At 39.4% G+C, this 23,075-nt stretch carries 24 protein-coding genes, 2 pseudogenes and 1 CRISPR repeat array; of the genes and pseudogenes, 4 read left to right on the top strand and 22 right to left on the bottom strand.

Annotated elements, in window-relative coordinates; genetic code table 11:
- Positions 1-519 (top strand): ATP-binding protein, encoded by a 519-nt coding sequence (locus FXV78_RS11405; protein WP_233447375.1) that lies wholly within the window; start codon positions 1-3, stop codon positions 517-519.
- Positions 520-599: 80 nt separating this feature from the next.
- Here the strand turns inward: FXV78_RS11405 and FXV78_RS11400 are convergent, their stop codons facing one another.
- The 18 genes and pseudogenes from FXV78_RS11400 to FXV78_RS11320 all read right to left on the bottom strand — a co-directional run bounded on the left by FXV78_RS11400 (position 600) and on the right by FXV78_RS11320 (position 17,960).
- Entirely contained in the window at positions 600-1,421 is an 822-nt protein-coding gene (locus FXV78_RS11400) for an IS3 family transposase (protein ID WP_004841748.1), read from the bottom strand.
- On the bottom strand, positions 1,411-1,758 hold the full coding sequence (locus tag FXV78_RS18295) for a transposase (RefSeq protein WP_004615306.1): 348 nt from the start codon (positions 1,756-1,758) through the stop codon (positions 1,411-1,413). The genes FXV78_RS11400 and FXV78_RS18295 overlap by 11 nt, the downstream gene beginning before the upstream one ends.
- A gap of 213 nt (positions 1,759-1,971) precedes the next feature.
- A pseudogene (locus tag FXV78_RS11395) lies at positions 1,972-2,469 on the bottom strand (ABC transporter ATP-binding protein); the annotation flags it as partial.
- Positions 2,470-2,511: 42 nt separating this feature from the next.
- Positions 2,512-3,450 (bottom strand): sensor histidine kinase, encoded by a 939-nt coding sequence (locus FXV78_RS11390; protein ID WP_004844664.1) that lies wholly within the window; start codon positions 3,448-3,450, stop codon positions 2,512-2,514.
- Positions 3,447-4,114, bottom strand: a pseudogene (locus FXV78_RS18860) (response regulator transcription factor). Before FXV78_RS18860 ends, FXV78_RS11390 begins: the two are co-directional and overlap by 4 nt.
- A gap of 234 nt (positions 4,115-4,348) precedes the next feature.
- Complete coding sequence (locus tag FXV78_RS11380) at positions 4,349-4,705, bottom strand: GGDEF domain-containing protein (protein WP_233447374.1); 357 nt, start codon at positions 4,703-4,705, stop codon at positions 4,349-4,351.
- Complete coding sequence (locus FXV78_RS11375) at positions 4,668-4,943, bottom strand: PAS domain-containing protein (protein WP_131588787.1); 276 nt, start codon at positions 4,941-4,943, stop codon at positions 4,668-4,670. The genes FXV78_RS11380 and FXV78_RS11375 overlap by 38 nt, the downstream gene beginning before the upstream one ends.
- Positions 4,944-4,946: 3 nt before the next feature.
- A CRISPR array of direct repeats spans positions 4,947-6,835; the repeat unit is 32 nt; unit sequence ATTTCAATCCACACTCCCGCGAAGGGAGTGAC.
- 174 nt (positions 6,836-7,009) lie between these two features.
- Positions 7,010-7,300 (bottom strand): CRISPR-associated endonuclease Cas2, encoded by a 291-nt coding sequence (gene cas2, locus FXV78_RS11370; protein WP_004612290.1) that lies wholly within the window; start codon positions 7,298-7,300, stop codon positions 7,010-7,012.
- Between the two features lie 12 nt (positions 7,301-7,312).
- Positions 7,313-8,344, bottom strand: a complete 1,032-nt coding sequence (cas1c, locus tag FXV78_RS11365; RefSeq protein WP_004844676.1) for a type I-C CRISPR-associated endonuclease Cas1c — start codon at positions 8,342-8,344, stop codon at positions 7,313-7,315.
- Entirely contained in the window at positions 8,344-9,006 is a 663-nt protein-coding gene (cas4, locus tag FXV78_RS11360) for a CRISPR-associated protein Cas4 (protein WP_004612292.1), read from the bottom strand. Before cas4 ends, cas1c begins: the two co-directional genes overlap by 1 nt.
- The gene (cas7c, locus tag FXV78_RS11355) at positions 9,006-9,917 is read right to left on the bottom strand and encodes a type I-C CRISPR-associated protein Cas7/Csd2 (protein WP_004612293.1); all 912 of its coding nucleotides are present in this window, start codon (positions 9,915-9,917) and stop codon (positions 9,006-9,008) included. The genes cas4 and cas7c overlap by 1 nt, the downstream gene beginning before the upstream one ends.
- Positions 9,918-11,672, bottom strand: coding sequence for a type I-C CRISPR-associated protein Cas8c/Csd1 (gene cas8c / locus FXV78_RS11350; RefSeq protein WP_004612294.1), 1,755 nt, complete (start codon positions 11,670-11,672; stop codon positions 9,918-9,920).
- Positions 11,669-12,331, bottom strand: a complete 663-nt coding sequence (gene cas5c, locus FXV78_RS11345; protein WP_004612295.1) for a type I-C CRISPR-associated protein Cas5c — start codon at positions 12,329-12,331, stop codon at positions 11,669-11,671. The genes cas8c and cas5c overlap by 4 nt, the downstream gene beginning before the upstream one ends.
- A gap of 25 nt (positions 12,332-12,356) precedes the next feature.
- Positions 12,357-12,797, bottom strand: a complete 441-nt coding sequence (locus FXV78_RS11340; RefSeq protein ID WP_004612296.1) for a hypothetical protein — start codon at positions 12,795-12,797, stop codon at positions 12,357-12,359.
- Entirely contained in the window at positions 12,781-13,248 is a 468-nt protein-coding gene (locus tag FXV78_RS11335) for a DUF3990 domain-containing protein (protein ID WP_009245303.1), read from the bottom strand. Before FXV78_RS11335 ends, FXV78_RS11340 begins: the two co-directional genes overlap by 17 nt.
- Before the next feature lie 334 nt (positions 13,249-13,582).
- Positions 13,583-15,748 carry a CRISPR-associated helicase/endonuclease Cas3 gene (locus FXV78_RS11330; RefSeq protein ID WP_004612298.1) on the bottom strand — a complete coding sequence of 722 codons (2,166 nt, stop codon included), beginning with the start codon at positions 15,746-15,748 and terminating at the stop codon, positions 13,583-13,585.
- 66 nt (positions 15,749-15,814) lie between these two features.
- Positions 15,815-15,958 (bottom strand): hypothetical protein, encoded by a 144-nt coding sequence (locus FXV78_RS18290; RefSeq protein WP_004844677.1) that lies wholly within the window; start codon positions 15,956-15,958, stop codon positions 15,815-15,817.
- Between the two features lie 313 nt (positions 15,959-16,271).
- Positions 16,272-17,960 (bottom strand): recombinase family protein, encoded by a 1,689-nt coding sequence (locus FXV78_RS11320; RefSeq protein WP_004612300.1) that lies wholly within the window; start codon positions 17,958-17,960, stop codon positions 16,272-16,274.
- A gap of 337 nt (positions 17,961-18,297) precedes the next feature.
- Between FXV78_RS11320 and FXV78_RS18280 the strand changes: the two genes are divergently transcribed.
- Positions 18,298-18,483, top strand: a complete 186-nt coding sequence (locus tag FXV78_RS18280) for a hypothetical protein (protein WP_009245306.1) — start codon at positions 18,298-18,300, stop codon at positions 18,481-18,483.
- Positions 18,476-19,084, top strand: coding sequence for a hypothetical protein (locus tag FXV78_RS11310; protein ID WP_004844680.1), 609 nt, complete (start codon positions 18,476-18,478; stop codon positions 19,082-19,084). The genes FXV78_RS18280 and FXV78_RS11310 overlap by 8 nt, the downstream gene beginning before the upstream one ends.
- A gap of 47 nt (positions 19,085-19,131) precedes the next feature.
- On the opposite strand, the gene FXV78_RS18460 is transcribed toward FXV78_RS11310, so the two are convergent.
- The gene (locus FXV78_RS18460; RefSeq protein ID WP_004844681.1) at positions 19,132-19,266 is read right to left on the bottom strand and encodes a hypothetical protein; all 135 of its coding nucleotides are present in this window, start codon (positions 19,264-19,266) and stop codon (positions 19,132-19,134) included.
- 250 nt (positions 19,267-19,516) lie between these two features.
- Between FXV78_RS18460 and FXV78_RS11305 the strand changes: the two genes are divergently transcribed.
- Positions 19,517-20,362: a tetratricopeptide repeat protein gene (locus FXV78_RS11305; protein WP_004612304.1), complete on the top strand. Its 846-nt coding sequence runs from the start codon at positions 19,517-19,519 to the stop codon at positions 20,360-20,362.
- A gap of 37 nt (positions 20,363-20,399) precedes the next feature.
- Here FXV78_RS11305 and FXV78_RS11300 read toward each other — a convergent pair whose 3' ends face one another.
- Genes FXV78_RS11300 through FXV78_RS11290 form a run of 3 tightly spaced genes read right to left on the bottom strand, consistent with a single transcriptional unit; the run spans position 20,400 to position 22,999 of the window.
- Positions 20,400-21,272, bottom strand: coding sequence for an ATP-binding cassette domain-containing protein (locus tag FXV78_RS11300; RefSeq protein ID WP_004612305.1), 873 nt, complete (start codon positions 21,270-21,272; stop codon positions 20,400-20,402).
- A gap of 3 nt (positions 21,273-21,275) precedes the next feature.
- Entirely contained in the window at positions 21,276-21,932 is a 657-nt protein-coding gene (locus FXV78_RS11295; protein WP_225084314.1) for a transporter, read from the bottom strand.
- Complete coding sequence (locus FXV78_RS11290; RefSeq protein ID WP_039960146.1) at positions 21,929-22,999, bottom strand: ABC transporter permease subunit; 1,071 nt, start codon at positions 22,997-22,999, stop codon at positions 21,929-21,931. The genes FXV78_RS11295 and FXV78_RS11290 overlap by 4 nt, the downstream gene beginning before the upstream one ends.
- Between the last annotated feature and the right edge of the window lie 76 nt (positions 23,000-23,075).

Below are 23,075 nucleotides of genomic sequence, written 5' to 3'. Positions count from 1 at the left end.
ATGGATTATACTGCAAGATACGGATTGGAATTCAATCCTTTCCTGAAAAACTCAAAGGAAGTCCTCGTAGAAACACAGGAGTACAAGGAGGTTCTGTTCCGGCTGGACTACCTGCTTACCACAAAAGGTTTCGGGCTCCTCACCGGAAGCGCCGGAAGGGGAAAGACCACCGCAGTCAGGAACTGGGCTTCGGGACTGAACACTTCCCTTTATAAAGTGATGTATTCCAGTCTTTCCACCCTGACCGTAAATGATTTTTACCGGAACCTTGCCACTGAGCTCGGAGCCCAGCCTGCATTCCGCAAGACCGATAACTTCAAGAGCATCCAGGATGAGATCAACCGTCTCGTACTTGAAAAACGACAGACGCCTGTCATTATCATAGATGAAGCGAACTATATCGGAAACGCAGTGCTCAATGACTTAAAAATGCCGTTCAACTTTGAAATGGATTCCAAAGACCGGGCAGTTGTTCTTCTTTCTGGTCTGCCACAGCTCAACAGCACCCTGCGCCTATAGTGGTTCAGTTGTCAAGACAAAAATCTAAGCTTTTTATAATGAACTGATATATGTAACTGGGTAGGGGAGAAAATCCCCCCTTAGGCTGCATGATCATCCAGTAACAGAATCGGATAATAGCAGGATGCCGGTGTTTGATTATTGAGTGCAGAATGACAACGTTCAAAGTTGTAAGTGTGCACATATTTACCGATTGCCTTCCGTGCTTCTCTGATATTGTTATATTGGGTCAGATATGCTTCCTCGTACTTGAAGCTTCGGAACCATCGTTCAATCATGATATTGTCAGCCCACCGGCTTTTACCATCCATGCTTTGACGGATCTGGTTCTCTTTGAGGAAATTCATGTACTCATTGCTTGTAAACTGACAGCCCTGATCTGAATTCAGGATAACAGGTTTTGCCACTATAAACGCCTTTTTTAACGCAGTTATGACCATTCTGGTATCCAGAGTATCATCGACTTCCCAGCCAACGATACAGCGGCTGTACCAGTCAATCACAGCGGTCAGATACAGAAATCCACGCTTAATGGGGATGTATGTAATGTCGATTGACCATGCCTGATTTGGACGGTCGATAACGGCGTTACGTAGCAGATACGGGCAGACTTTAGCCTGTCGCATACGTTTAGAAAGGTTCATTTTTGGATAAATTGGATCAATCCCCATTTCATTCATATAACGGCGCGTTTTCCGGCGACCAACCTGATGCCCACGCTTCTTCAGTTGAGCAGACAGTTGTCGTGCTCCCCAGGCCGGATTATCCGTGTGTAATCGATCTATGATCGATTTGCAATCCAACTCCTCCTGAGATATGGGCATGCCCTTGTAATAAACACTGGTACGATTGATATCAAGAAGTGTAGCTCCTGTTTTAACTGGAAGTTCTTTAGTCTTCAAAAGGTTTTGGACTAAATTTACTCTCGTAGTCAGGTCCAAGTGTTTCTTCAGATTTTTTTTTCAACCAATCCACCTGCATGGTGAGCTGGCCAACTTTTTTCGCATATTCAGCTTTTTCCTTGCGTTCTAAAGCGAGTTTTTCTTTCAGATTATCCTCTCGTGTGTCATTAAAAACCACGGATGCTTTATCGAGGAACTCCTTCTTCCAGTTGCGGAGAAGATTCGGCTGAATATTGTTTTCGGTTGCGATTGTATTTAAGTCTTTTTCTCCTTTGAGCAGTTCAATCACTAATTCTGATTTGAATTTGGCAGAGAAATTTCTTCTTGTTCGAGACATAATAATAATCCTTCTTTCTGTAGTGTTTACAGTATATCAGATTCATTAAGAAATGTCTCTTGAAGTGTCTTAAATTACGATACCATTATAATCAATACCTTCTTCCTACTCCATACACATTTTTTCTCATTACTTGTGTATCATGTACCTATATTGTCATGTAATCCTACTGTGTACACGCTATGTACAGTAAGCACATGGGGTTCAGTTTACATCTGCCAGTACAACTGCAGGTTTTGTCATTAATGCCCTGGCGATCGCCACTCTCTGCTGCTGTCCTCCGGAAAGCGTTCCGGGCAGCCGCTCCAGTTGATTCTGAATTCCCAACAGCATCACGATTTCCTCAAAGAGTTCCTGGTCGATCCCTGTTCCATCCAGCCACAGTGGAAGTACAATATTTTCATACACACTGAGCATGGGAACCAGGTTGTACTGCTGAAATACAAATCCGATATTTCGTCTGCGGAATATGGTTCGCTCTTCTGCTACCATATCTTTCAAGCTTTTTCCGCGGATCCAGACACCGCCTTCTGTCGGAACATCCAGACCTCCAAGCAAATTCAAAAGTGTTGTCTTTCCACTACCTGAGGTTCCCACAATTGCAAGAAATTCTCCATCTTCCACCGAAAATGTCACTCCATCCAATGCATGGACTTCATAGCTGTCTGTAACATAATATTTTTTCAGCCCGATCGCTTTTACCATTTCCATGATTTTCTTCCTCCTTTTTCGCTGTTAGTATACATACAAAATCTAACAAACTTCTAACAATCCGGAAGGAAGATTTATTTCTATCAATACTCCTTTTTCTTTTCTTCTGATCATAAGAAAGCCCTGATGCCTGCTGACAATTTCTCTTGCCAGATACAGCCCGATTCCAAAGCCATCCTGGGTCGTTACACGTTTTCCCCGATAAAATCGCTGAAAAACTGCATTTTCCTCTCCCGGTTCAATCCCAATCCCATAATCCCGCACCTGAATCTTCACAAACCTTTCCTTCTGTTGGACATCCACCTTGATCAGTCCTTTGTACTCACTGTATTTTACTGCATTGTCCAGTATATTATAAAACGCCTCTCCCAACCAGTTCGGATCATGCAGACAAGTCACCTGTTCCGGCAGAATAATCTGGAACTGAATCTCTTTTTCCTCCGCCCTTCTTTGTATCTGTCCAAATCCATTTCTTACTGTTTTTAAAAGATCCGGCTCTTCTTTTTTTATCTGAAGTATATGCTGCTCCAGCCGCGCCATTCGGATAAAACTCTCCACAAGAAACCCTAATTTTCCCTGACTGTTCTTCAATGCGTCAACGGATTGAAAAAACAACTCCTCTGACATCTGTTCCTTCCCATCCTCCAGAAAACCAATATATGTTTCCATATTCATCAGCGGTGTGCGCATCTGATGCGCAATCTGTGAGATCAGTTTCTGTATTTCATCCCTGCTTCTCTCCGCTTCCTCACTCCTGCCCTGAAGCATTTCCTGCACACGCACCAGCTGATGCTCCAATTTAGAGTACAGCGTTTCTTCTCCTGTTGAAAATGCCTGCACCTTTCTTTCATTTAAAATATCTTCTGTAATTTCTGCGATTTTATTGAATTCCTGTATTCTCTGTCTTCTGTTCAGAATATACATCACCGTCATCCCACATAAAAATCCGAAAACCAGTAGCGCCACAGTTTCCCATCTCATCGCTCTTTCTCTCCAATCCGATACCCCAGTCCGAATACATTCTGAATATATCCCTGCCGTTCTCCATCCGGTTCTATTTTCCTGCGCAGCCGATTGATCGTGACACTGACTGTATTGTCCACTACAAATTGTCCGTCCACACCCCAGATTGTCTCCAGAATATTTTCTTTTGTCAGCACCTGCCCCTGATTCCGCATGAGATATTCCAGGAGCTGATATTCTTTGGCTGTCAGAGAGATTTCTGTTTTTCCTGTAAAAACCTGTTTTCTATCCGGATACAGCGTCAATTCCCCTACCATATACCTTTCTTCAGGATTTCTCTTTAATACCACTTCCACCGCTTCATCAATACCTTCATGGAAAATGGCTTCACCACGTAATCCTGCGCACCAGCATCAAATGCCAGCAGCATTTCTTTTTCTTCATCCCGCGCTGTCAAAAAAATTGCCGGAATTCTTTTCTCCATTTGTAATTCCTGATACAACTCGATTCCATTTCCATCCGGCAGACCAATGTCAATGAGAAACACATCCACCTTTTCCCGTAATAAATCAAGCGCTTCTTTTCTTGTATGTGCAGATATGGTGTAATATCCTGCATTTTGCAGCGCAATTTCCAATGCCTGATTCAACAGACTATCATCTTCTATAATTCCAATTGTCATTGTGATCTCCCTGTTTTTTGATGCTGTTATTGTATCATAAAAGATAAAAAAACGGCCACTCATGTTTTAACATCCGTGACCATTCTCCACATTATTCCGCTTTTCCTGCGATCTCTTGATTTTCATCTTATCCTGATACATCTGTTCATCTGCACGTCTCTGTGTATCTGCAATCTCCTGATCCAAATTTTCGTCAAACTATGCATAACCTGCTGCCAGAGCAACAGGCACTTCCTATTTATCCCCGTATTTTGCAAACTTTTCTTTTACACGGACAAGAAGCTTTTCCGGTTCCGAATAATTTTCTAATAATAGTATAAATTCATCTCCGCCGTATCGATACGCCGTAACTTTTTGAGATTCAACACTCTGCAGGACCCGTGCTGCATTCACAATACAATCATCACCCACAGCATGCCCCAGCCGATCATTTACCAGCTTCAGATTGTTCACATCGATCACTGCCACTGTCAGGCCATTCCATTTCTTCTTTGCATCCAGGTTCTGCCGGTCTGTCTCATAAGAATTTCTGTTCTTTAGTTCTGTCATAAAATCAGTATTTGCCATGTCTCTGTATAATGGATTTGTCATGTACCGCCTCGGCTTCTATATCTGCCGCAACTTCTATTCCAAGTGCACCGATGACTTCTCCTGATTCATTATACAACGGATAATAAGCAATAAAAATATTTCCCCAGTCTGTATCCAGAATCTTCTCCGGCAATACCGTTTCCCCGCTTAATGCACGTTCCAACTCCGATTGTATTTCCGGTTCGATCGCATCTCCCGGATACCGGAAATCATCGGCATCTTCCGGCAGCCCGTCCACCACATATACCACCACACTCCCGCGAAGGGAGTGACTTAATGGATCCAATTATCCGAAAGTCCCGCCTGATTTCAATCCACACTCCCGCGAAGGGAGTGACTTGTGATAGTAATTTATGTACAACTGGTATGTTTGATTTCAATCCACACTCCCGCGAAGGGAGTGACTGGAAGAGTATCCGGAGCTTGCGCTTATGGACTGATTTCAATCCACACTCCCGCGAAGGGAGTGACCTTGGATGCGTTCGAATACACAATCGAACGTGACATATTTCAATCCACACTCCCGCGAAGGGAGTGACTGTCAGGATCATCCCTTCTGGCAACCGGAACTTATTTCAATCCACACTCCCGCGAAGGGAGTGACGTTCCGGTAAGCTACGATATCACTCACAACCATATTTCAATCCACACTCCCGCGAAGGGAGTGACGGCCTATGGTATTGATTTTAGCTATGGAATGTTGAATTTCAATCCACACTCCCGCGAAGGGAGTGACGCCCAGAATATCCGCAGGAGATCAAAAACTCTGGATTTCAATCCACACTCCCGCGAAGGGAGTGACACAATCTCAAGTGGATTTCTTGTGCCGTACTTTCATTTCAATCCACACTCCCGCGAAGGGAGTGACACTTTGGAAAGGATATGCCATGCTACAGTTGGGGATTTCAATCCACACTCCCGCGAAGGGAGTGACACAGGCGTAGAGGAAAAGTTGGAAGGTTATGCTATTTCAATCCACACTCCCGCGAAGGGAGTGACCTGTATGGAGACTATCGGCAGCAGTATACCGAGATTTCAATCCACACTCCCGCGAAGGGAGTGACGTGGATGGTTACACACCTTAAACAACCTAAGACATTTCAATCCACACTCCCGCGAAGGGAGTGACGTTTTTCCCGACCTGATCCCTAAACACACGGGATGGGATTTCAATCCACACTCCCGCGAAGGGAGTGACCTTCCGAAACTCAAAAACAAGCTGTACCGTGGAATATTTCAATCCACACTCCCGCGAAGGGAGTGACGCCACTTCATCCCACGTAAGCCCCTGCATCACCTTATTTCAATCCACACTCCCGCGAAGGGAGTGACCTTGCAAGTTCAATGACTCTATTCTGACCGATGAGATTTCAATCCACACTCCCGCGAAGGGAGTGACCGTATCAATCACTCCTTTCTTTTTGATTAAGTTCTATTTCAATCCACACTCCCGCGAAGGGAGTGACGAGTTCCAGACTGTGTTAAATGATGATTATTCACTATTTCAATCCACACTCCCGCGAAGGGAGTGACGTCTTTGGACAATCCCCGGCTCATAATCGACAGATTTCAATCCACACTCCCGCGAAGGGAGTGACAGATAAGGAAACAAATGACAAGAAAGATTCAACAAATTTCAATCCACACTCCCGCGAAGGGAGTGACTGATGTAGCAGAGGGAGAATTGGGCGGATTTATAATTTCAATCCACACTCCCGCGAAGGGAGTGACATGTTTCTGGACGATACGAGCAAAACATCTGCAAATTTCAATCCACACTCCCGCGAAGGGAGTGACGAATCGAAAGGAAATACGGATAATGATAGGTTTATTTCAATCCACACTCCCGCGAAGGGAGTGACCTCGATATTCATATAATCCGAGATCGCCAGATTTATTTCAATCCACACTCCCGCGAAGGGAGTGACGTGATGGAGTAGATTCACAGGATAAGGCACCGGGATTTCAATCCACACTCCCGCGAAGGGAGTGACCCCTCAGTTCTCGAACGTGATTCAACCACACATCATTTCAATCCACACTCCCGCGAAGGGAGTGACTTGCCGCCTGCTCCGTCTGTGATTTGATTGCAAATGATATTTCAATCCACACTCCCGCGAAGGGAGTGACAGCAATTTTGCCTAATTTTAGGCTTTATATTCTTTAATATTACTCAATTCTACCAATATCATTCTCTTTTCCTCATCATATTTCTCTAACTTTCACCTCTTCAACTAATTTTTGTGCATTTTTTTGGTGCGAATCTCCCAGCATTTTTATGTTTGCTTATCATCCGCACCCCAGTTACATAATAAGAATTCCATCCGCCGAAATTCCTCTGTCTACACCAACATGTTCGACTTTTGTTTTATATTGATTTCCCAAGTAATAAAATCTCAAACTATCAACTTCTTCATCGATGATATCTGTCAGTTTTGCCTTAAGCATAACACACTGTGCATTATCTAAGATACATTCGAATACAGAATTTTGCACTCTTCTCCCATAATTTACACACTGTTTTGCCACTTGGCGCAATCTCCTCTTTCCAGCCGCTGTTTCTGTGTTCACATCATATGTAATCAACACTAACATCCCATTTTCGCCTCATTTCCAGAGAAATACCGGATAACCATCTAAATCCCCTCTCAAATATCTTGCCAAGAGCATGGCCTGTACATAAGGAACCATTCCCCATTCTATCTTTTCTTTAAGATACGGATGGGTCAGTGTTTCTTTCTTTTTATTCTGCCATTCTGTCAACAATTTTTTTCTTAGATCATCATCCATCAATACAGCTCCATTTTCTTTTGTCACAAAATTTTTACCTGAAATTATCCTCTTATTAATCAGTGATAGAACAAATCTATCTGCCAGCACTGCTCTTAATTCTTCGATTAAATCTAATGCCAATGATGCTCTACCTGGACGCTCTGTATGAAGATATCCAACATACGGATCCAAACCAACGCTTTCCAGCGCCGATATAATCTGATTTGTAAGCAACGTATACACAAAAGACAGTAACGCATTTACATTGTCCTTTGGAGGTCTTTTATTTCTACCTTGAAATTTAAAATCCTTTTTCTGCTGTAATATCAATTGTTCAAACACTCCAAAATAAATACTCGCTGCTTCGCCTTCATATCCTCTTAACTGATCTTTTGATTGGCTATTTTGAATATATCCCAAAGAATTTTTCAAATACTCAGATGCCGCCTTTACTCGTTCTACATCTATTTGAAAACTATGATCCCGAACAGCACGTTCCAACACCCATCTTGCATTATGCACCTTCCCTAAAATGCAATTCTTTGCTATCTCAAGACTTTGTTCTTCACTTTTTGTACTGGCATACTGCTGTTCTCTCAATATAACATTTCCTTTTACCTTTCCCGTTACTCTGGCCAAAAATTTCCCCTGAGGTGTCATATAACACAAAGAAATATTCCGATCCGCACATGCTCCCATAAGTGCAGGACTTGTTCCTTTATATCCAAAAGAAACTATTCCTTCTAAATTATGCAAAGGCAAGCGTCCTATTTCAGTCGAATCTTCAAGAATTACAATATTTTCTCCATCTAATGCCAAATAACTGTTCTCAGAGGTCACATATAATGTATTCAATAACTTTCTCATTACTCTTCCTCCTTCAGCATCTGAGTAATATATGCCCTCACAGACCCCGACTTTCCAAGTCTAGGTAAACAAATATCTCTGAGAGAACATGCATTACACGATTTACTATATTTCATCTTCGGTGTATATTTCCTATCAAAATATTGATGCATTTCTTGAAACATATCGATGACTTCTTGTCGCAACTCCTCTGTAATCGTTATTACCTCGCGCCTCCTTGTTTCCCCATAAAACAATGCTCCCTCTGGAATTTCTGTAGAAAACATTTCCTCCAAGCACAATACTTGCGCTGCAAGCTGAAGTCTGTCTTCCTCAGTAACTTTTGGCTTTCCCTTTTTATACTCAATCGGATAAACAGAAAACAATCCTCTGTGACCGTGTAATTTTACTCCATCTTCACATCTGTGAAACTCAACAACATCACATTCCCCACTGACTCCCAGCAATCTTGAAGCAATCGGAAGCGATCTTGCCACAAGCAGATCTTTTCTCTTTTCCACGAGATACGGATCATGTGCTCTTTTATGCATCAATTCCCCGACAACTGTATGCACATTTTCTGCCCATTGCTGTTCAATATGAATCAACGCCCATTGTCTTCTGCAAAATTTAAAATGTTGAATACCTGATAACATCAAATAATCATCTTCTGCATATTCCATCAAATCATCCTTTTCATTTCTACTGAATCCGGTATATTTTCCTCATGAACCTCAACAATATAATCTCTATAACTTCTAGGATATTCTACTTCCTCTTTTTTTCGCACCTCCACAGAATCAAATAATTTATAAGCCGGACAATCTCCTAATTCTTTGCTGTGTTTAAATACGATCAGTTCCCGGACTGCCATATTTCCTCTTGCGGCAGAATGATCATGTTCAAACATATTGATAATTGCTTCCCACAACAATTCAAGATCTTCCTCTGAAAATCCTGTCACTTTCCGAGCCAGGTTCGCAGATACATACCCTTCTACACGATACAGTCCATAAGGTACTACACTCTTTCTTCCCATTTCCGTACTTTTGTTCGCAGCATCTTTTTCTGTAGTAATCGCCACCCTCGTGATTGTAACTTCCTGCGAAACAATTGGATCAATGCTTCTTGCAAATCCAAGCTGTACCGGTCCTCTTACCTGTCCACAATTTAAAGCAGCTTTTACAAACGTTGTCATCACAGCACCAAATGTTCGAATATCAAAAAAGTTCTGGCACATATAATCCCGGATTTTGACATCGACATTCTCATCATTTTTCTTTAATTTTTTCAAAGATTCTGTTACCTTTTTCTCGTCTGTTTCCTCCACTCCAACACTTGCACATGCCTCACGGTCACTTCTATTTAGAGGAACATCATCTTTTATATAAATCTTATAGCCTTCTGCATCTTCTTTGACCGTCTCAATATAATTCCGGATTTTTCTTTTCAAACAGACATCTGTGACTAACCCAAGTCCACTTTCCGGATCAATCCTCGGCATATTCCCCGCGTCCGGATCCCCGTTCGGATTTCCATTTTCCACATCAAATAAAACTACAAATTCATACCTGTTTTTAATCACTTCACTCATTTATTTTTCCTCCCTTTTTTCATATTTTTTCTGTTTCTGATGATAATAACCGATTGCAAACATTCCCTGCTCTTCCAACGACAATCGTTTTGGAAAACCTTTCTGACAATCTATCTTCCACATAAGTTCAGCTAAAAGTTTTTCATAATATTTTTTTGCTCCGTCCTTCTCTCTTCCTATTTTTTTTAAATGACTATTTTTGAGCTTGATCAAAATAGGAAATACAGATGCAGGTGTTCCGCATGCTGAATTGTAATACCGGTCTCGAATTGTCGCCTGGATATCTGGATTTGCTTCTATCTGTATCGCTTCCAAAACAAAAAACAGCCTTCCAAGTACATACGCAATATCATTGCTTTCTTCATTCAATCCCATATAATCCTCTCCTTTCTCCCAGTTACGATTTCTCATTAAATATGCCTTTATAATGGCGATCCTTCTCCAATTAAGTTTTCCTTCATCTTGCTCTGCACGGATGCGAATCAAGGTATCTGAATACAAGCGTTCCGGATATCTGCTGCCTGATAAAATTGCCCGAAAAGTCATGGCAGCCATGTTTGATACTGGCTTTTTATCCGTTGATTTTTTATTAACCGTTTCAAACAGCATTTCCCTCACGCTCAGATACTCTTTCTGTTCCCATTTGGGTCTGATTAACTCCATCCTCTTATAATGGGCAAAAATATTTTTCAAAATGTTTCCAAATGAATTTTCATAGAAAAACCGCACGGATAATCTTGCCGCATTCGGCGCTAATCCAAGAACATAAAACCTTTGTTCTGGATCCAATTCATTTCCCTGATATATTACAGGCTGTCCTAACCGTATCCGTTCAAAAAGGCTCTTTAATTCCTCCTGATTATCTGTAGGTGAATCCATACATCCCATAAATACAGCCTGGTAATCTGTCTCTGCACTTTCTGCCCAGAAAACAACCATCGTATCCCCGATCTGTAGTGAATATGTTCTGTTCGATAACAAATAATTCAGTGCCGTTGTATAAGCAAACTCTCCATAGGTTCCTACCGGAGCATTATAGCTTTGCTCCTTTCCATATGACTCAAACGCAGGTGCATTAAAGGAAACCAGTGCCGCTCCACTTGACTGCGCACCCGGAACACCTTTGATTCCTCTGTGGATTCTTGCTATTTCTGCTCTTTCTCCCGTCACAAGACAAATTCCCTGGACATCTTTACTCTCCCCGGAATTATGACTGTCCCAAGCCACCTTGACCTCTGTATCATCCTGAGCGTAATCCATGTCCATTCCAAAAATCAAATTGCTTCCATCTGTAATTTCTTCCCAATTATCTCTGATTTCCGGATGTTCCATTGCTTCTTCAGGATTCCACTTTTCAAAAAATAAGTATACTGCCTTGGCCATCGTACTTTTTCCCGGAGCCAATATAGATAGATGTCTTTCCCTTGCAGCATCAAAGCACTCTTTTGCTCTCTTTTTGCTTTTTTCATCTGTTTCCTGGCTGATCCCAAGTAAATATTTCGCATTGTCACACAAAAAATTAGCAGATACACCCGAAGATCTTGTAACCATCTCAGGTACTAAAAACACTTGAGGAACCTGAACCGTTTTCTTTCCCCGCTCTTCCTCTGTCTTCAAACAGCTGATTCCCTTTACATCTCCCTCTTCAGACAGATTGATTTGATAAGATACTTTTGCACTGCACCATCCAGGCTTAGGTACCTTTCCCTCCTCTGCCAGGTTTTCATAATATTTCGCAAGCGCCTGCAAAATCATCGTATCACCTCGCAATTCTGCAAATCTATGACTCCACGCTTCATAACCGCCCTAAAAAACATTGGACTGATATTTTCTTTATCGCTATAATCCATATCAAACAACATCAATCCGAAATCTTTTTCAGGCACATCGTCAAAAGCGGTCTTAATTTCCTCTTCCTCACATAATGCAAAGTTTGCCGGAAACTCTCTGCATCCAAAATATGGCATATGATAACACTCTCCTCTTCTCAGACGTCTCATCATAATATCCTTAAATTTCCCTGGATTATCTGTTTCATTTGCCTTCTCTGTCATCTCAAAGTGTGCTTCGATTACATACTCCACATTCGTCAAAATCATAGAAGCTCTCTGAACGATTTCTTCTTTACTGCTTATATAAAGAGGTTTCTTGCCCCCATTATACGCTGACAGTACATTACTGGCTAAAACCTTACTCTTCACTTCATTTCTTCGTACACTTGTAAAATGAATCGGATTTTTTACATATATCTTATCAATGATCCACCGCATCCCCGGATGCCAGTAAATAGCTTCCAAAATTCCTCTCGCCGCCGAAGGTGTCATTACGTCATAAGAGTATCGTTCTACTTTTAACTCAGGACGTGAAAATAATGCATAATCTCCCCAGACTTTTACCTTTACTCCCATTCCCATATTCTCACCTCTTTTTTCATTCTCATTATAAGATCACTCCTTCCTCGTAACACGCTGCAATATAATCTCGTGGCTGATAATAAAAATCTGTATTATAATCTGAAATATGCTCATCAATCCATGAATGATATACCTCCCAAATTCCCTTTATAACTTCCTCATCGCCATAGGAGTCTTCTATCAAACGCTCATATACTTCTCCTATATTCCAGTAATCAGGGACTAAATACTTACACTCCTTCTCATTATCAAAATTTCCCAATGTTATCTTACTTTCCTCTATAAATTCATCCGCCACCTTCTCAATTGGCTCGCAGTGGAACACATCTGCATACTCATAAATTCTCTCAATCCGTTCTTCTCCAAGAAAATCTACTACCTGTTTTCTCGTTCTTTTCACTTTTCTTCCAATATATTCAATCAAACTACATGTAAAAAATAGGTGATTGTTATTTTTTCTTGCCATATGACACCTCACATCCTACAAATTTCAGTGTATCCAAAGCAGAAATCGTATGAAAGCTAATCTGATGAGTCGGATACTTGAATTTTACCAACTCCCAAAATGCAGCCCTTGATATTTTCCCATCAATAAAATTCTGTATATAATTATAAATCGTATCATCTGCCATTGGTCCTTCCACAATATCATATTTGTGTGATTTCCCCTGACGACACGCCACAATAAAATCCAACCATTCTTCTGTCATTTCTTCAAATAAAAGGTAATTCAATTTTTCATTTGGCTCATATTCGTATTGATTAACATATCCCTTTTTTCCATATCTCGTAGCCCATCGTTCTGCTTGTTCCTGATATCGTGTGCAATAAAATCCAAAATAAAAATCTTTGTTATATTTCGCTTTTCTAATCTCAGGATATTCCACTATCGCATTACTTCCATGATATAAAATCATCCACATACTCCTTTATCTATTTCACCTTATTATTCTCATTATTTTATCTATTCTCTTATATTGTCAATATATCATACTTTTCCTCACTAATCAACCCAAATACCATTTTGTTAAAATACTTCTAATGAATTTTTAATATACTACATTTTTCTATTGTACTCCTTGAGCCTTAAAAAGCTGTATGCTATACTTACCTTGTCGGATTTTTCTGTGGATTGAAATATTAGTAGTAGCTTTAACTACTGCAAAAGAAGCAGTGTTTATGATAGAACTCCTCAAAGTTCTGCATATTCACTGCTTCTTTCATTTCCTATCCATTCTATTTCATAATTCTTTAAAAAAACAATACCATCCCATTATCAATTTCTAATTCCAGCCCCATCTCTTCTGTATATCTGCTCTCATCTGTCAATTCATAAAAATCTTCCATATTTTCCGCTATTGGTTTCAGCATGCCGGCGCCATACATCTTGTCAAATGTCTGATCATACACTGTAACGCAATATTGAGTTGCATTTCGCATCCCAGATCTGGTAAATCCTTTCACTTTTAATTCTCGGAGAATCTTATCTGCTTCCTCTTCACAATTTATAAAAACTGTTTTTGTATTTTGTTCAATCAATCGGAAGTCTTTTCCTACTTGCGCAAACCGATATTTTATTTTCTTATTTGTAAACTCGTCCATGATTTTTTTCTTATCCAGACTTTCTCCCTTGATATGATACAGCATTTCAAAATATCTTGTAATAGTCTCTCTATCTGAGAGATTCCTTCCATCTGCTATCAGACTTTTTGTTACATCGATCTGCTGACGCTGTCCTAAAATGTTCTCTTTTTCTTCAAATCTAAAAATCAACACTTTACTCTCTTCCACCTTACGCTGCCCTTCTCTGTTGCATCGTCCTGCCGCTTGTATCATGGAATCCACTCCTGCCAGTTCTCGGTAAACTGACTGAAAATCAAGATCTACGCCTGCCTCTACAAGGCTGGTGGAAATGAGAATACATTTTTTATTTTCCCCGAGCCTTTCTCTTATCTCATTTAAAACCCGTTTTCTATGCTTCGGATACATACTTGTGGATAAATGGTATACACCGTCTTCTTTTAACTCTTTGTAAATATTTTGTGCTCTCTTTTTCGTGTTGACAATACAAAGTGCCTGATATTCCTCCGTTAGCTTGTTCATCAGACAATCTTCCGTCACTGTTCCGATATTTTCAAACAATGTTCTCTTAAAAAAATGAAATTGTTCATCCATTCTAGGACACAGCTCTGTTGCTAAGACTTCACTCTGGAAAAATGATTTTAAAGCCGGCTGAGTTGCTGTACACAAAACAACACTCGTCTTATAATTATTGAGAAGTTCTTCTATCATTGCAATGCACGGTTTCAGATAATCGTTTGGCAACATCTGCGCTTCATCAAAAATAATCACACTATTTGCAATATTATGTAATTTTCTGCATTTGGAAGGCTTATTTGCAAATAAGGATTCAAAAAACTGTACGTTTGTTGTAACAACAACCGGTTTATCCCAGTTCTCAGCTGCAAGCTGCATTGGCTGAAGTTCTTCCGCTCTTTGAGAATCCACTTCATAAGCAATATTACAATGATTTTCCAGCACATTTTCGTCTCCTAAAATCTCTCTGAACACCTTCGCATTCTGTTCAATAATACTTGTATATGGAATGACATAAATTACCCGATCCATTTGATTTTCGACTGCATGACGTAATGCAAACGCCAAAGAAGCTATTGTCTTTCCACCGCCAGTCGGAACTGTCAGACGAAATAGTCCTCTCTCAGATCTTCCTTCTTCTAAACAATGCTTTAAAATTTCTGTTCTCCTTCCATTTACTGTATCCATGTCCTGATTTTTCAGCCATTCTGAAACATGCTTTTCCAATTTTTCAAGAAGAACTCCCACCGGTTCCCCAGAATTTCTTACCTTTTTCCCACGACTCATAAATGCCTCTGTATCTAGGAAATCAGCATCGACCAGACAAGAATACAACATTCTTATAAAAACACTCATGGAAAAATCTAGATTCACTGTCTTCTTGAAATCAAATGGATCCGTTACGATTTCCGGAATATCAATTTCTGTCTGATATACCTGATAATCACTGATTTTTTTCTTTCTTCTCCCCATTAGCGTAGGATCACCTGCATTGTCATAATTACTGCCATAATCCGGAAGCCCGGTATGATGCCCACCGATGCAATATTCTAAAAAACGGTACTTTCCACCTTTCTCCACGCAGACCCTCGCTCCTGCCGTAGAGTGATCCACCCTCTGATTACTTTCCCCTGTGATCCTTTTCAGGAAATCCACAGAATACTTTCCAATATCATGTAGCATCCCATTACAGTAACCCCAGTCTTCTTTCCCAAATTTTCCCGCAAATTCTCCTGAAAGTTTTGCCGTTCCTTCCAAATGATTTTTTACTGTCTGTATCCTTTTTTTATCTTTTTCATCGATATGTGCTATATATTCCATAATTTTCCTCTAACCTTCCCAATGCAGATTTCATTCTCCCACCTTACCAGAATACGCTTTCACTCTTTACAGATATTCAGTTACTTTAATATAAGGAACAACATTCCGTTTTGTCGCCCTTCCATGCACTCTATCATATTCTTTCAATGCCCTTCTGAAAATGCCTACCAAGGTTGCTGTATTGAAAGGAACACGCGTAAATCTTTTCATATTCCTTCATCCCCTGGACTTGCCAAAACATATCATAAAAACTTATCTTATAAGCTCTCAGCCAATCCCACATAATCTCCGGATCAGCAACATTTGGATTATCCAGATGACACCTACTGCATAATAATACATGATTTGATGGAATATCTTCTCCTCCAAGTGATTCTGGAACTATATGGCATCTCTAAAGATGTCTCTTACATCCACTTCTCGAGCATCTCTCATGTGCTTCTGAAAAATCCACACTCATCCACTTCTGCTTCCCAGTACTCTACAATTTGTTCTTTTGTCGTTTTGATCTTCTTTCTTTTACTCATATAATCTCTCTTTTCTGTAGACAACACACCGTCTCAACGATACTTTCGTTGTCCCAACAAAGTTCCTGTGTTTCCCTGTCTCCAAAATACACCGGAAAACGGAACTTTATGTGCTTCAGGAATCTGCCATCTGGCTGCTCCTGCTCATAAATGTCCACCTGTTCCACAAAGCTGTTAAGAAATTCTTTCTTCTCCAGGTCGGTGAACTTATCATATAGTTTATCAAAATATAAAAGAAATTGATAGACGTTTTCTTCTGATATTTTCTGTTGCCGGATATTCAGCAGGCGATTCTTGACTTCTTCTATACTGTTCTCCACGCCTTCAATCTCATCATACAAACGGTATAACCTTGTCTCCATATCCTGATATTTCTTCTCATAAAATTTATCCATGATATCCAGACTGTCCATCTGCTGTCCAAGTCTTCCTTTTGCTCCAGTCAACTGCCTATGCTGTTTTTCCAGTCTTTCAATCTCTTTTTCTATTTCTTCTGTATCTATTCTTGAACCGATTTTATTCAGAATTGCTTCTTCAAATTTCGGATTCTTCACCAGCTTCCGAATAACTTCTTCCACTGCATTGTTAATCTTCTCCTCACTCCATTGTTTACGATATCCACATTTATGACCATCTACCAGGCGACGATGTTTGCAGGCATAATAGAAATAATCCTTATATAAGGTTCCGTCTTTCTTTTTCTTTCGGTTCACGTTCCCATACATACCGCTTCCACATAACGGGCATCTCAATATTCCGGATAAAATATGCTCATGATCGAGACTATGTGTCTTTTCATATTTCACACCTGTTTTTTCCCGTTTTTGATGTGCCAGCTCCCAGTCTGTTTCTGAAACAATCCCTTCATGGATACCATCGTGCAGCATATAATTTTCCTGCTTTACAATGCGGTATTCATTTCTTGTACCAGAAACTTTCTCGTTTTTCCTTCGTCCATAAGCCAGCTTTCCACAGTATACCGGATTATCCAGAACGCCTTTTATAAATGAAGCGGCAAATGCGTCCAGTGTGTTATTCTGTCGTTTTTTCTTTTTATATCCATGCTGGTTCAGCCATGCAGCAATCGCAGAGATTCCCATATTGGTATGAATAAATTTATCATAGATCAGACGAATAATCTCTGCTTCGTCCTCTGCGATCTGCAATTCTCCATTTACTAATTCATAGCCATATGGAGCAAACCCACCGTTCCATTTTCCTTCCCTAGCTTTCTGCTTACGTCCTTCTATTGTCTGAACAAGAATATTCTCCCGTTCGATCTCTGCTACCGCAGACAGAACAGAAATCATCAGCTTTCCACTATCTTTTGAGCTGTCAATTCCATCTTCAACACAGATCAGATTTACTCCAAAGTCCTGCATTCTTTGCAGAGAATTTAAAACATCTGCCGCATTACGACCAAATCTGGAAAGCTTGAACACCAGTACAAACTGAACTTCATCTGTTCCATTCTCAATATTATCCAACATTCTCTGAAATTCCGGTCTGCCCTCTACGCTCTTTCCAGACTTACCTTCGTCTGAATACTCATTTACAATTTCCATATTCTGAAATTCCGCATATCTCTTGAGTTTTTCTTTCTGAGCATCCAGACTGTAGCCATCTACCTGCATGGTTGTGGATACTCTGGTATATATATCGCATTTAATCTTTTTATTCTTCATAATCTTCCTCGCAGTATAACTCTGTTTTATTGTCCCAACTTAATTTTAGTACTTGTTCCAACTATTTTCAATACTTATTTTCCGTATTGACGCATTTCTTCGCCAATCGTATAATTAAGTTAGATACAGAGCATTTCTGTTATCAAAATATTGCCCGCCCACCATTGGCGACTTATAAATGATTGGCTCGAAAATATTGTTCGCTTACCGGAAGCGTCTAATAAATGTCCGGCTTGAAAATTATTTAGAAATTATTTTTGTTTTCGATATTGTGTTTTTATCACACATTGCATATACTATAAATACACAAAAAAGCCAAAAAAGAGGAGGTGTTAGTATGGCTACTTCAAGTATTACTCATAATTTTGTCGTATCCAATCCAAATAGCATAAAGCGTTTTGTCGCAGCAATTGACGAAGCCGACCGTGACCGCACACCAAAGCAGACACTTCCCGGACGTCAGTTAACGAACCCACAGGAAATCTTAGCTTTAATGTCAAAAAGGAAGAAAAAACATGTCTGATAAATATTTTACCGTTAATATTCGGGCATATTTGGATAAAGACGAACCGACATATATCGGAGAGGAAAGTCTTTACGACTTACTCTCCGATTTTTCTTGTCCCAAAAATCCCGATGTGGAATACTTTTTATTACATAATGCGATTGAGTTTACCAAAAAAGATCAATCTATCACTTATCTGGTATTTGATGCTGAAGATGCTTCACTGGTTGGTTATTTTTCACTTACAGTAAAACCCATCTCTGTCCGTGCTTCAAATATCAGCAAGACAACGGCAAAAAAGCTGTCCCGTGTCAGTATTTTGGATGAAGAAACACAATCCTATACTACCGCAGCTTACCTGATCGCCCAGTTGGGAAAGAACTATTCTCTTCCAAAGGAAAAACGAATTCCTGGAAATATTCTACTGGGATTTGCACTGGAAACCATATCCAGTCTCAAATATTCCGTAGGTGGCGTTATGGAGTTTCTTGAATGCGAAGATAATGAATTTCTTCTGAGCTTTTATACGCAGAATCATTTCAAGCCATTTGATACTCGTATTACCGCTTCCCAGAATAATGAGCCACACACTCTGCATCAGCTTTTAAAATTTATTTGATTTAAAAATGCATGAAAAAAGCGACAGTCTGATTTACATTTTGTATTTCAGGAAACTGCCGCTTCTTTTTCTTCCTTATTCTGTTTTTCTTCCTCCAACTCCCGGAGGACTTCTTCGCCGTACTTATCAATCATCCGTACCAGAAAATCAATGCACCGCTCAAATTCAATATTCTGTTGCATAAGCTCCTCCCGTTATTGTTTTGATCTGAGCTTATTTTACAGAACCTGCCGGAAAACCACATTGAATAGAAATTGATTGTAAATTGACACAATCACTTTAAAAATATCCGTATTTTCTTGAATCGAATGTATGTTCGTGTTATGATAGATATACTTAATCTTAACTACGAAAGGGGAATTTCTATTGAATCGATGCGATTTTTCTTCTATTAGCACTTGCTTAAAAAATCATATCAGCGAAAGTAATCAAATGAGTCAGCCTGATTTTTTATACGAATTATTTGAAGATTTTATGGATGATCCGACAAATCAGGATTTTTCAATGGACAACGGTCTGGTTTGCCGCTGGATGACTGGTCAGGCTAAAATCAGTCCTAAAATATCCGCTTACTATTCCAAGCCATCCAATCAGGAAAATTTAGCCCATACCATCCACCAGAATCTTCTTCCACTGATGTCTGACTGTAATATGGCTATACAAGATATTTACACTTTATTCATTCAGGATGACAGCATCTCAGATGCGAAAAAGAAAAATCTGACTCCCTTATATAAACCAGCCAGTTCAAGACTGCTGTTTCTTGCAAAACTGATTTCTTTTGGCATGGAACGCCAATTCATCAAACGTAATACCAAAAATCAGAAGCTGCTCGGTGGACTTTACCGCATGAACGGTCATCCCGATCTTGCAAGAGAACACATGGAAAAAAGTATCTCACTGCTTGACCAATTTAACCTGCTTCATATAAATGACAGCATACCTCAGATTGCCAATTATGCAATGTTCCTGACAGAACAGCAGGAACCCGAAAGAGGCATCTCCGAATTGCAAAAATTATCCGGCATCATCAAGGAATACCATTCCAATGACTGTCTGGATTATGCCAAAGTACAGGAAACCCTTGGAACCATTTATCTGATGACTGCCAATCTTCCGCAAGCCAAAACACATTTTAAAAGAGCTTTCAAAATATATGAAAAGATCTGGGCTGATGAACCAGAAATGATTGAAGCAAAATATCAGGAAATTCAGGAGTTATATCCACAGATTGGATTTTGCATTGGAAAAAAACTATCCGGTCTTTTAACAAAATAAGTACAATTTACAGCGGGCAACTTGCCCGCCGTTATATTCAACTATTCGTCAAATAAATATACGCATCTTCCAAAGTGATATCATTATCCGGGACACACTTCTCATTTGGCTTTCCTTTGCTTAATATTTTCATATGAATTCCATTTTCTACATACTGCTTAGATGAAATAGAATAATTGGCTTCTAACAAACGGGCTTCTTCTGCATTTTGTACCGTACAATTCCAAACACAGCCCTTTGCATTTTCCAGCAATCCACTCACGCTTCCAGAATATAAAAAACTTCCCTTTTTCATAATGGCAAGCTGTGTACAGGTTGCTGCTAAATCTTCTACTACATGAGTGGAAAACAGCACAGTTCTATCCTTTGAAAAATCAACCAGAAGATTGCGGATCCTGATTCTTTCTTCCGGATCTAACCCAGTTGTTGGTTCATCAATAATCAAAAAATCCGGATTATTAAGAAGTGCCTGTATGAGTCCGACACGTCTCTTCATACCACCAGATAATTGCCGCATTTTTTTATTCTGATGCTCTGTAAGAGAAGTCTTTTCCAGATAATAGGTAATTCTTTGTTCGAGGTCATTTCTGGCTACTCCTGACAGTCCCCCCATATATACAAGGCATTCTTTCACCGTAAGATTCGGATATAAGTCGATTTCCTGTGGAAGATAACCAATCTTTTTCTGTATTTTTTCATAATTTCCCTCGTTATACAGAATTCCATCAAGCGAAACCAATCCTTCCGTTTGTTTTAAAACGGTTGTAAGAACCCTCATCAGCGTGGTTTTTCCCGCACCATTCTCTCCCAAAAGTCCGTAAATTCCCTTAGGTATTTCAAGAGATGCCTTATTTACTGCAACTACACCATTTTTAAATCTAACTGTTAAATCATTTATTCTAATACTCATAATCTATCCTCTTTTCTTTAAAGTCATTGGTAATACTGCAAATAAAAACAGCCCCGCTATAAAAGACACAAGCGTTCCATAAATCCAACTCTCGGACATTAATTGAGTAGGTTCACAAAAGCTGAAAGAAAACAATCCCAGATTTCCGAAAAATGAACTTCCCGCTTTTGATATAAGTCCAATGACAATTCCAAATAAACATCCAATACCTGCCCACATATTTCGAAGCAATGTACACAAAATCACAGTGCATATACTCCAAAACCAGATAGTTCCAAACATTGCAATGAAATATAAAAGAAATATCTGAATACCCGAAATGCCTTCGTTTACACCGCCCGGTTTTTGCCAGAAAAACAAAACATATCCAACACAAGAAAGTATTAATAAATATAATATTTGAACGCCCACTCTCTGCGATATTACTTTTAACTGCTTTTTTTGATCATACAAATGAAATACATCGGCACGCTTACTTTTTACTTCCATCAAATATGTGTCACTACAAAAAATAATTGTTAAAAATGCTATTGGAGACTGAATTGCTGAACCGATTTCTTCATAGTATATAATCGGATGAATAACACACAATATCAGTATAAATGCACATGAATAAAAAATCTTATATAACGACAGGCAGTTTTTTAGTTCCGTTTTCAATGAACCCTCCTCCTTTTCCAGATTGTAACAGAAATACATACTAATATAACAGATGCGATCACAAGCATAATCTGATTTATATTTGACATTTTGGCTGCATGTGTTTCAAAAAACCTGCCAGGAAATCGCACCATAATAGAGAACGGTCTCATATAATAAATATCATTCTTCTTGGTCAGCATATTTGAATATATAATGTGTAAAAACAAAACTGGTGCTGCCGGAAGCGGATTTTTAAATATTAATGCTGTAATTGTATAGACACAACATATCATCAAAAGATTCGGCACAATATAGATCAGAGAATTCACGCAAAAATCAATTGGTGTTACCGGAAATCCCGATTCTAAAGACGTTTTCAAACACAGCATAAAGAATATAACATTCAAAATCACTAATACGCCCAACATACTAATGAATCCGCTTATTATTTTCCCACATATATATTGGATTGCCGTAACAGGCTTTGTATGTAATAATTCATAGGTATTTTTTCGTGTATCCTGAATAAATAAAAATGATAGCAAGACTGTTGCAAAAAAGGCCATATGCAATCCTGCAAAATCCGTGAACTTTTTGGCAAAGTACCAGGAAAAAGAATGTTCGGATAATTTCCGCTCGATATAATGATTGATTTCTTCTGCTGTCCCCTTATGAATTTCAAGGTCCTCATAAGCATATATTGCATTATAATAGCCATATTGGGATTCCAAAAACTCAGAAGCAGTCTTTACATCCATATTCTGAATTTCTTTCATTACATGATCTGCTTCCTGCCTGCTAAATCCAAAACCATTTTGGGAGGTGTCCATTAACGTCTCTTTGATCGTATCTTCCCACTCCCTTCTTCTTTCTTTATCATCAGATGTGGGAATGTACCCATCCATGACATCAGCATCTTCCAATGCTACGTCATTTTGTGTGATCTGTTCATTCTGTTTGATATAATGAATTTGCAAATACGATGACAGACATTGATACATACTGGCAACTATAATAATCAAGCCAATCCACAAAACAGGGTTCTTTAAATAATCAAGTATACTTCTTTTTATGATTGTTTTCATTGTATCTCTTCCTTTCTTTATTTCTTTAACAACATCATACAAATCAATTCTCAATAAATTCACAACAAAAAAGACT

Origin of the sequence: Mediterraneibacter gnavus ATCC 29149, from assembly GCF_008121495.1 — a bacterium.
Lineage (GTDB): Bacteria > Bacillota > Clostridia > Lachnospirales > Lachnospiraceae > Mediterraneibacter > Mediterraneibacter gnavus.
The sequence above is the reverse complement of the archived record's forward strand: the minus strand, read 5'-3'. Positions and strand labels throughout refer to the sequence as shown.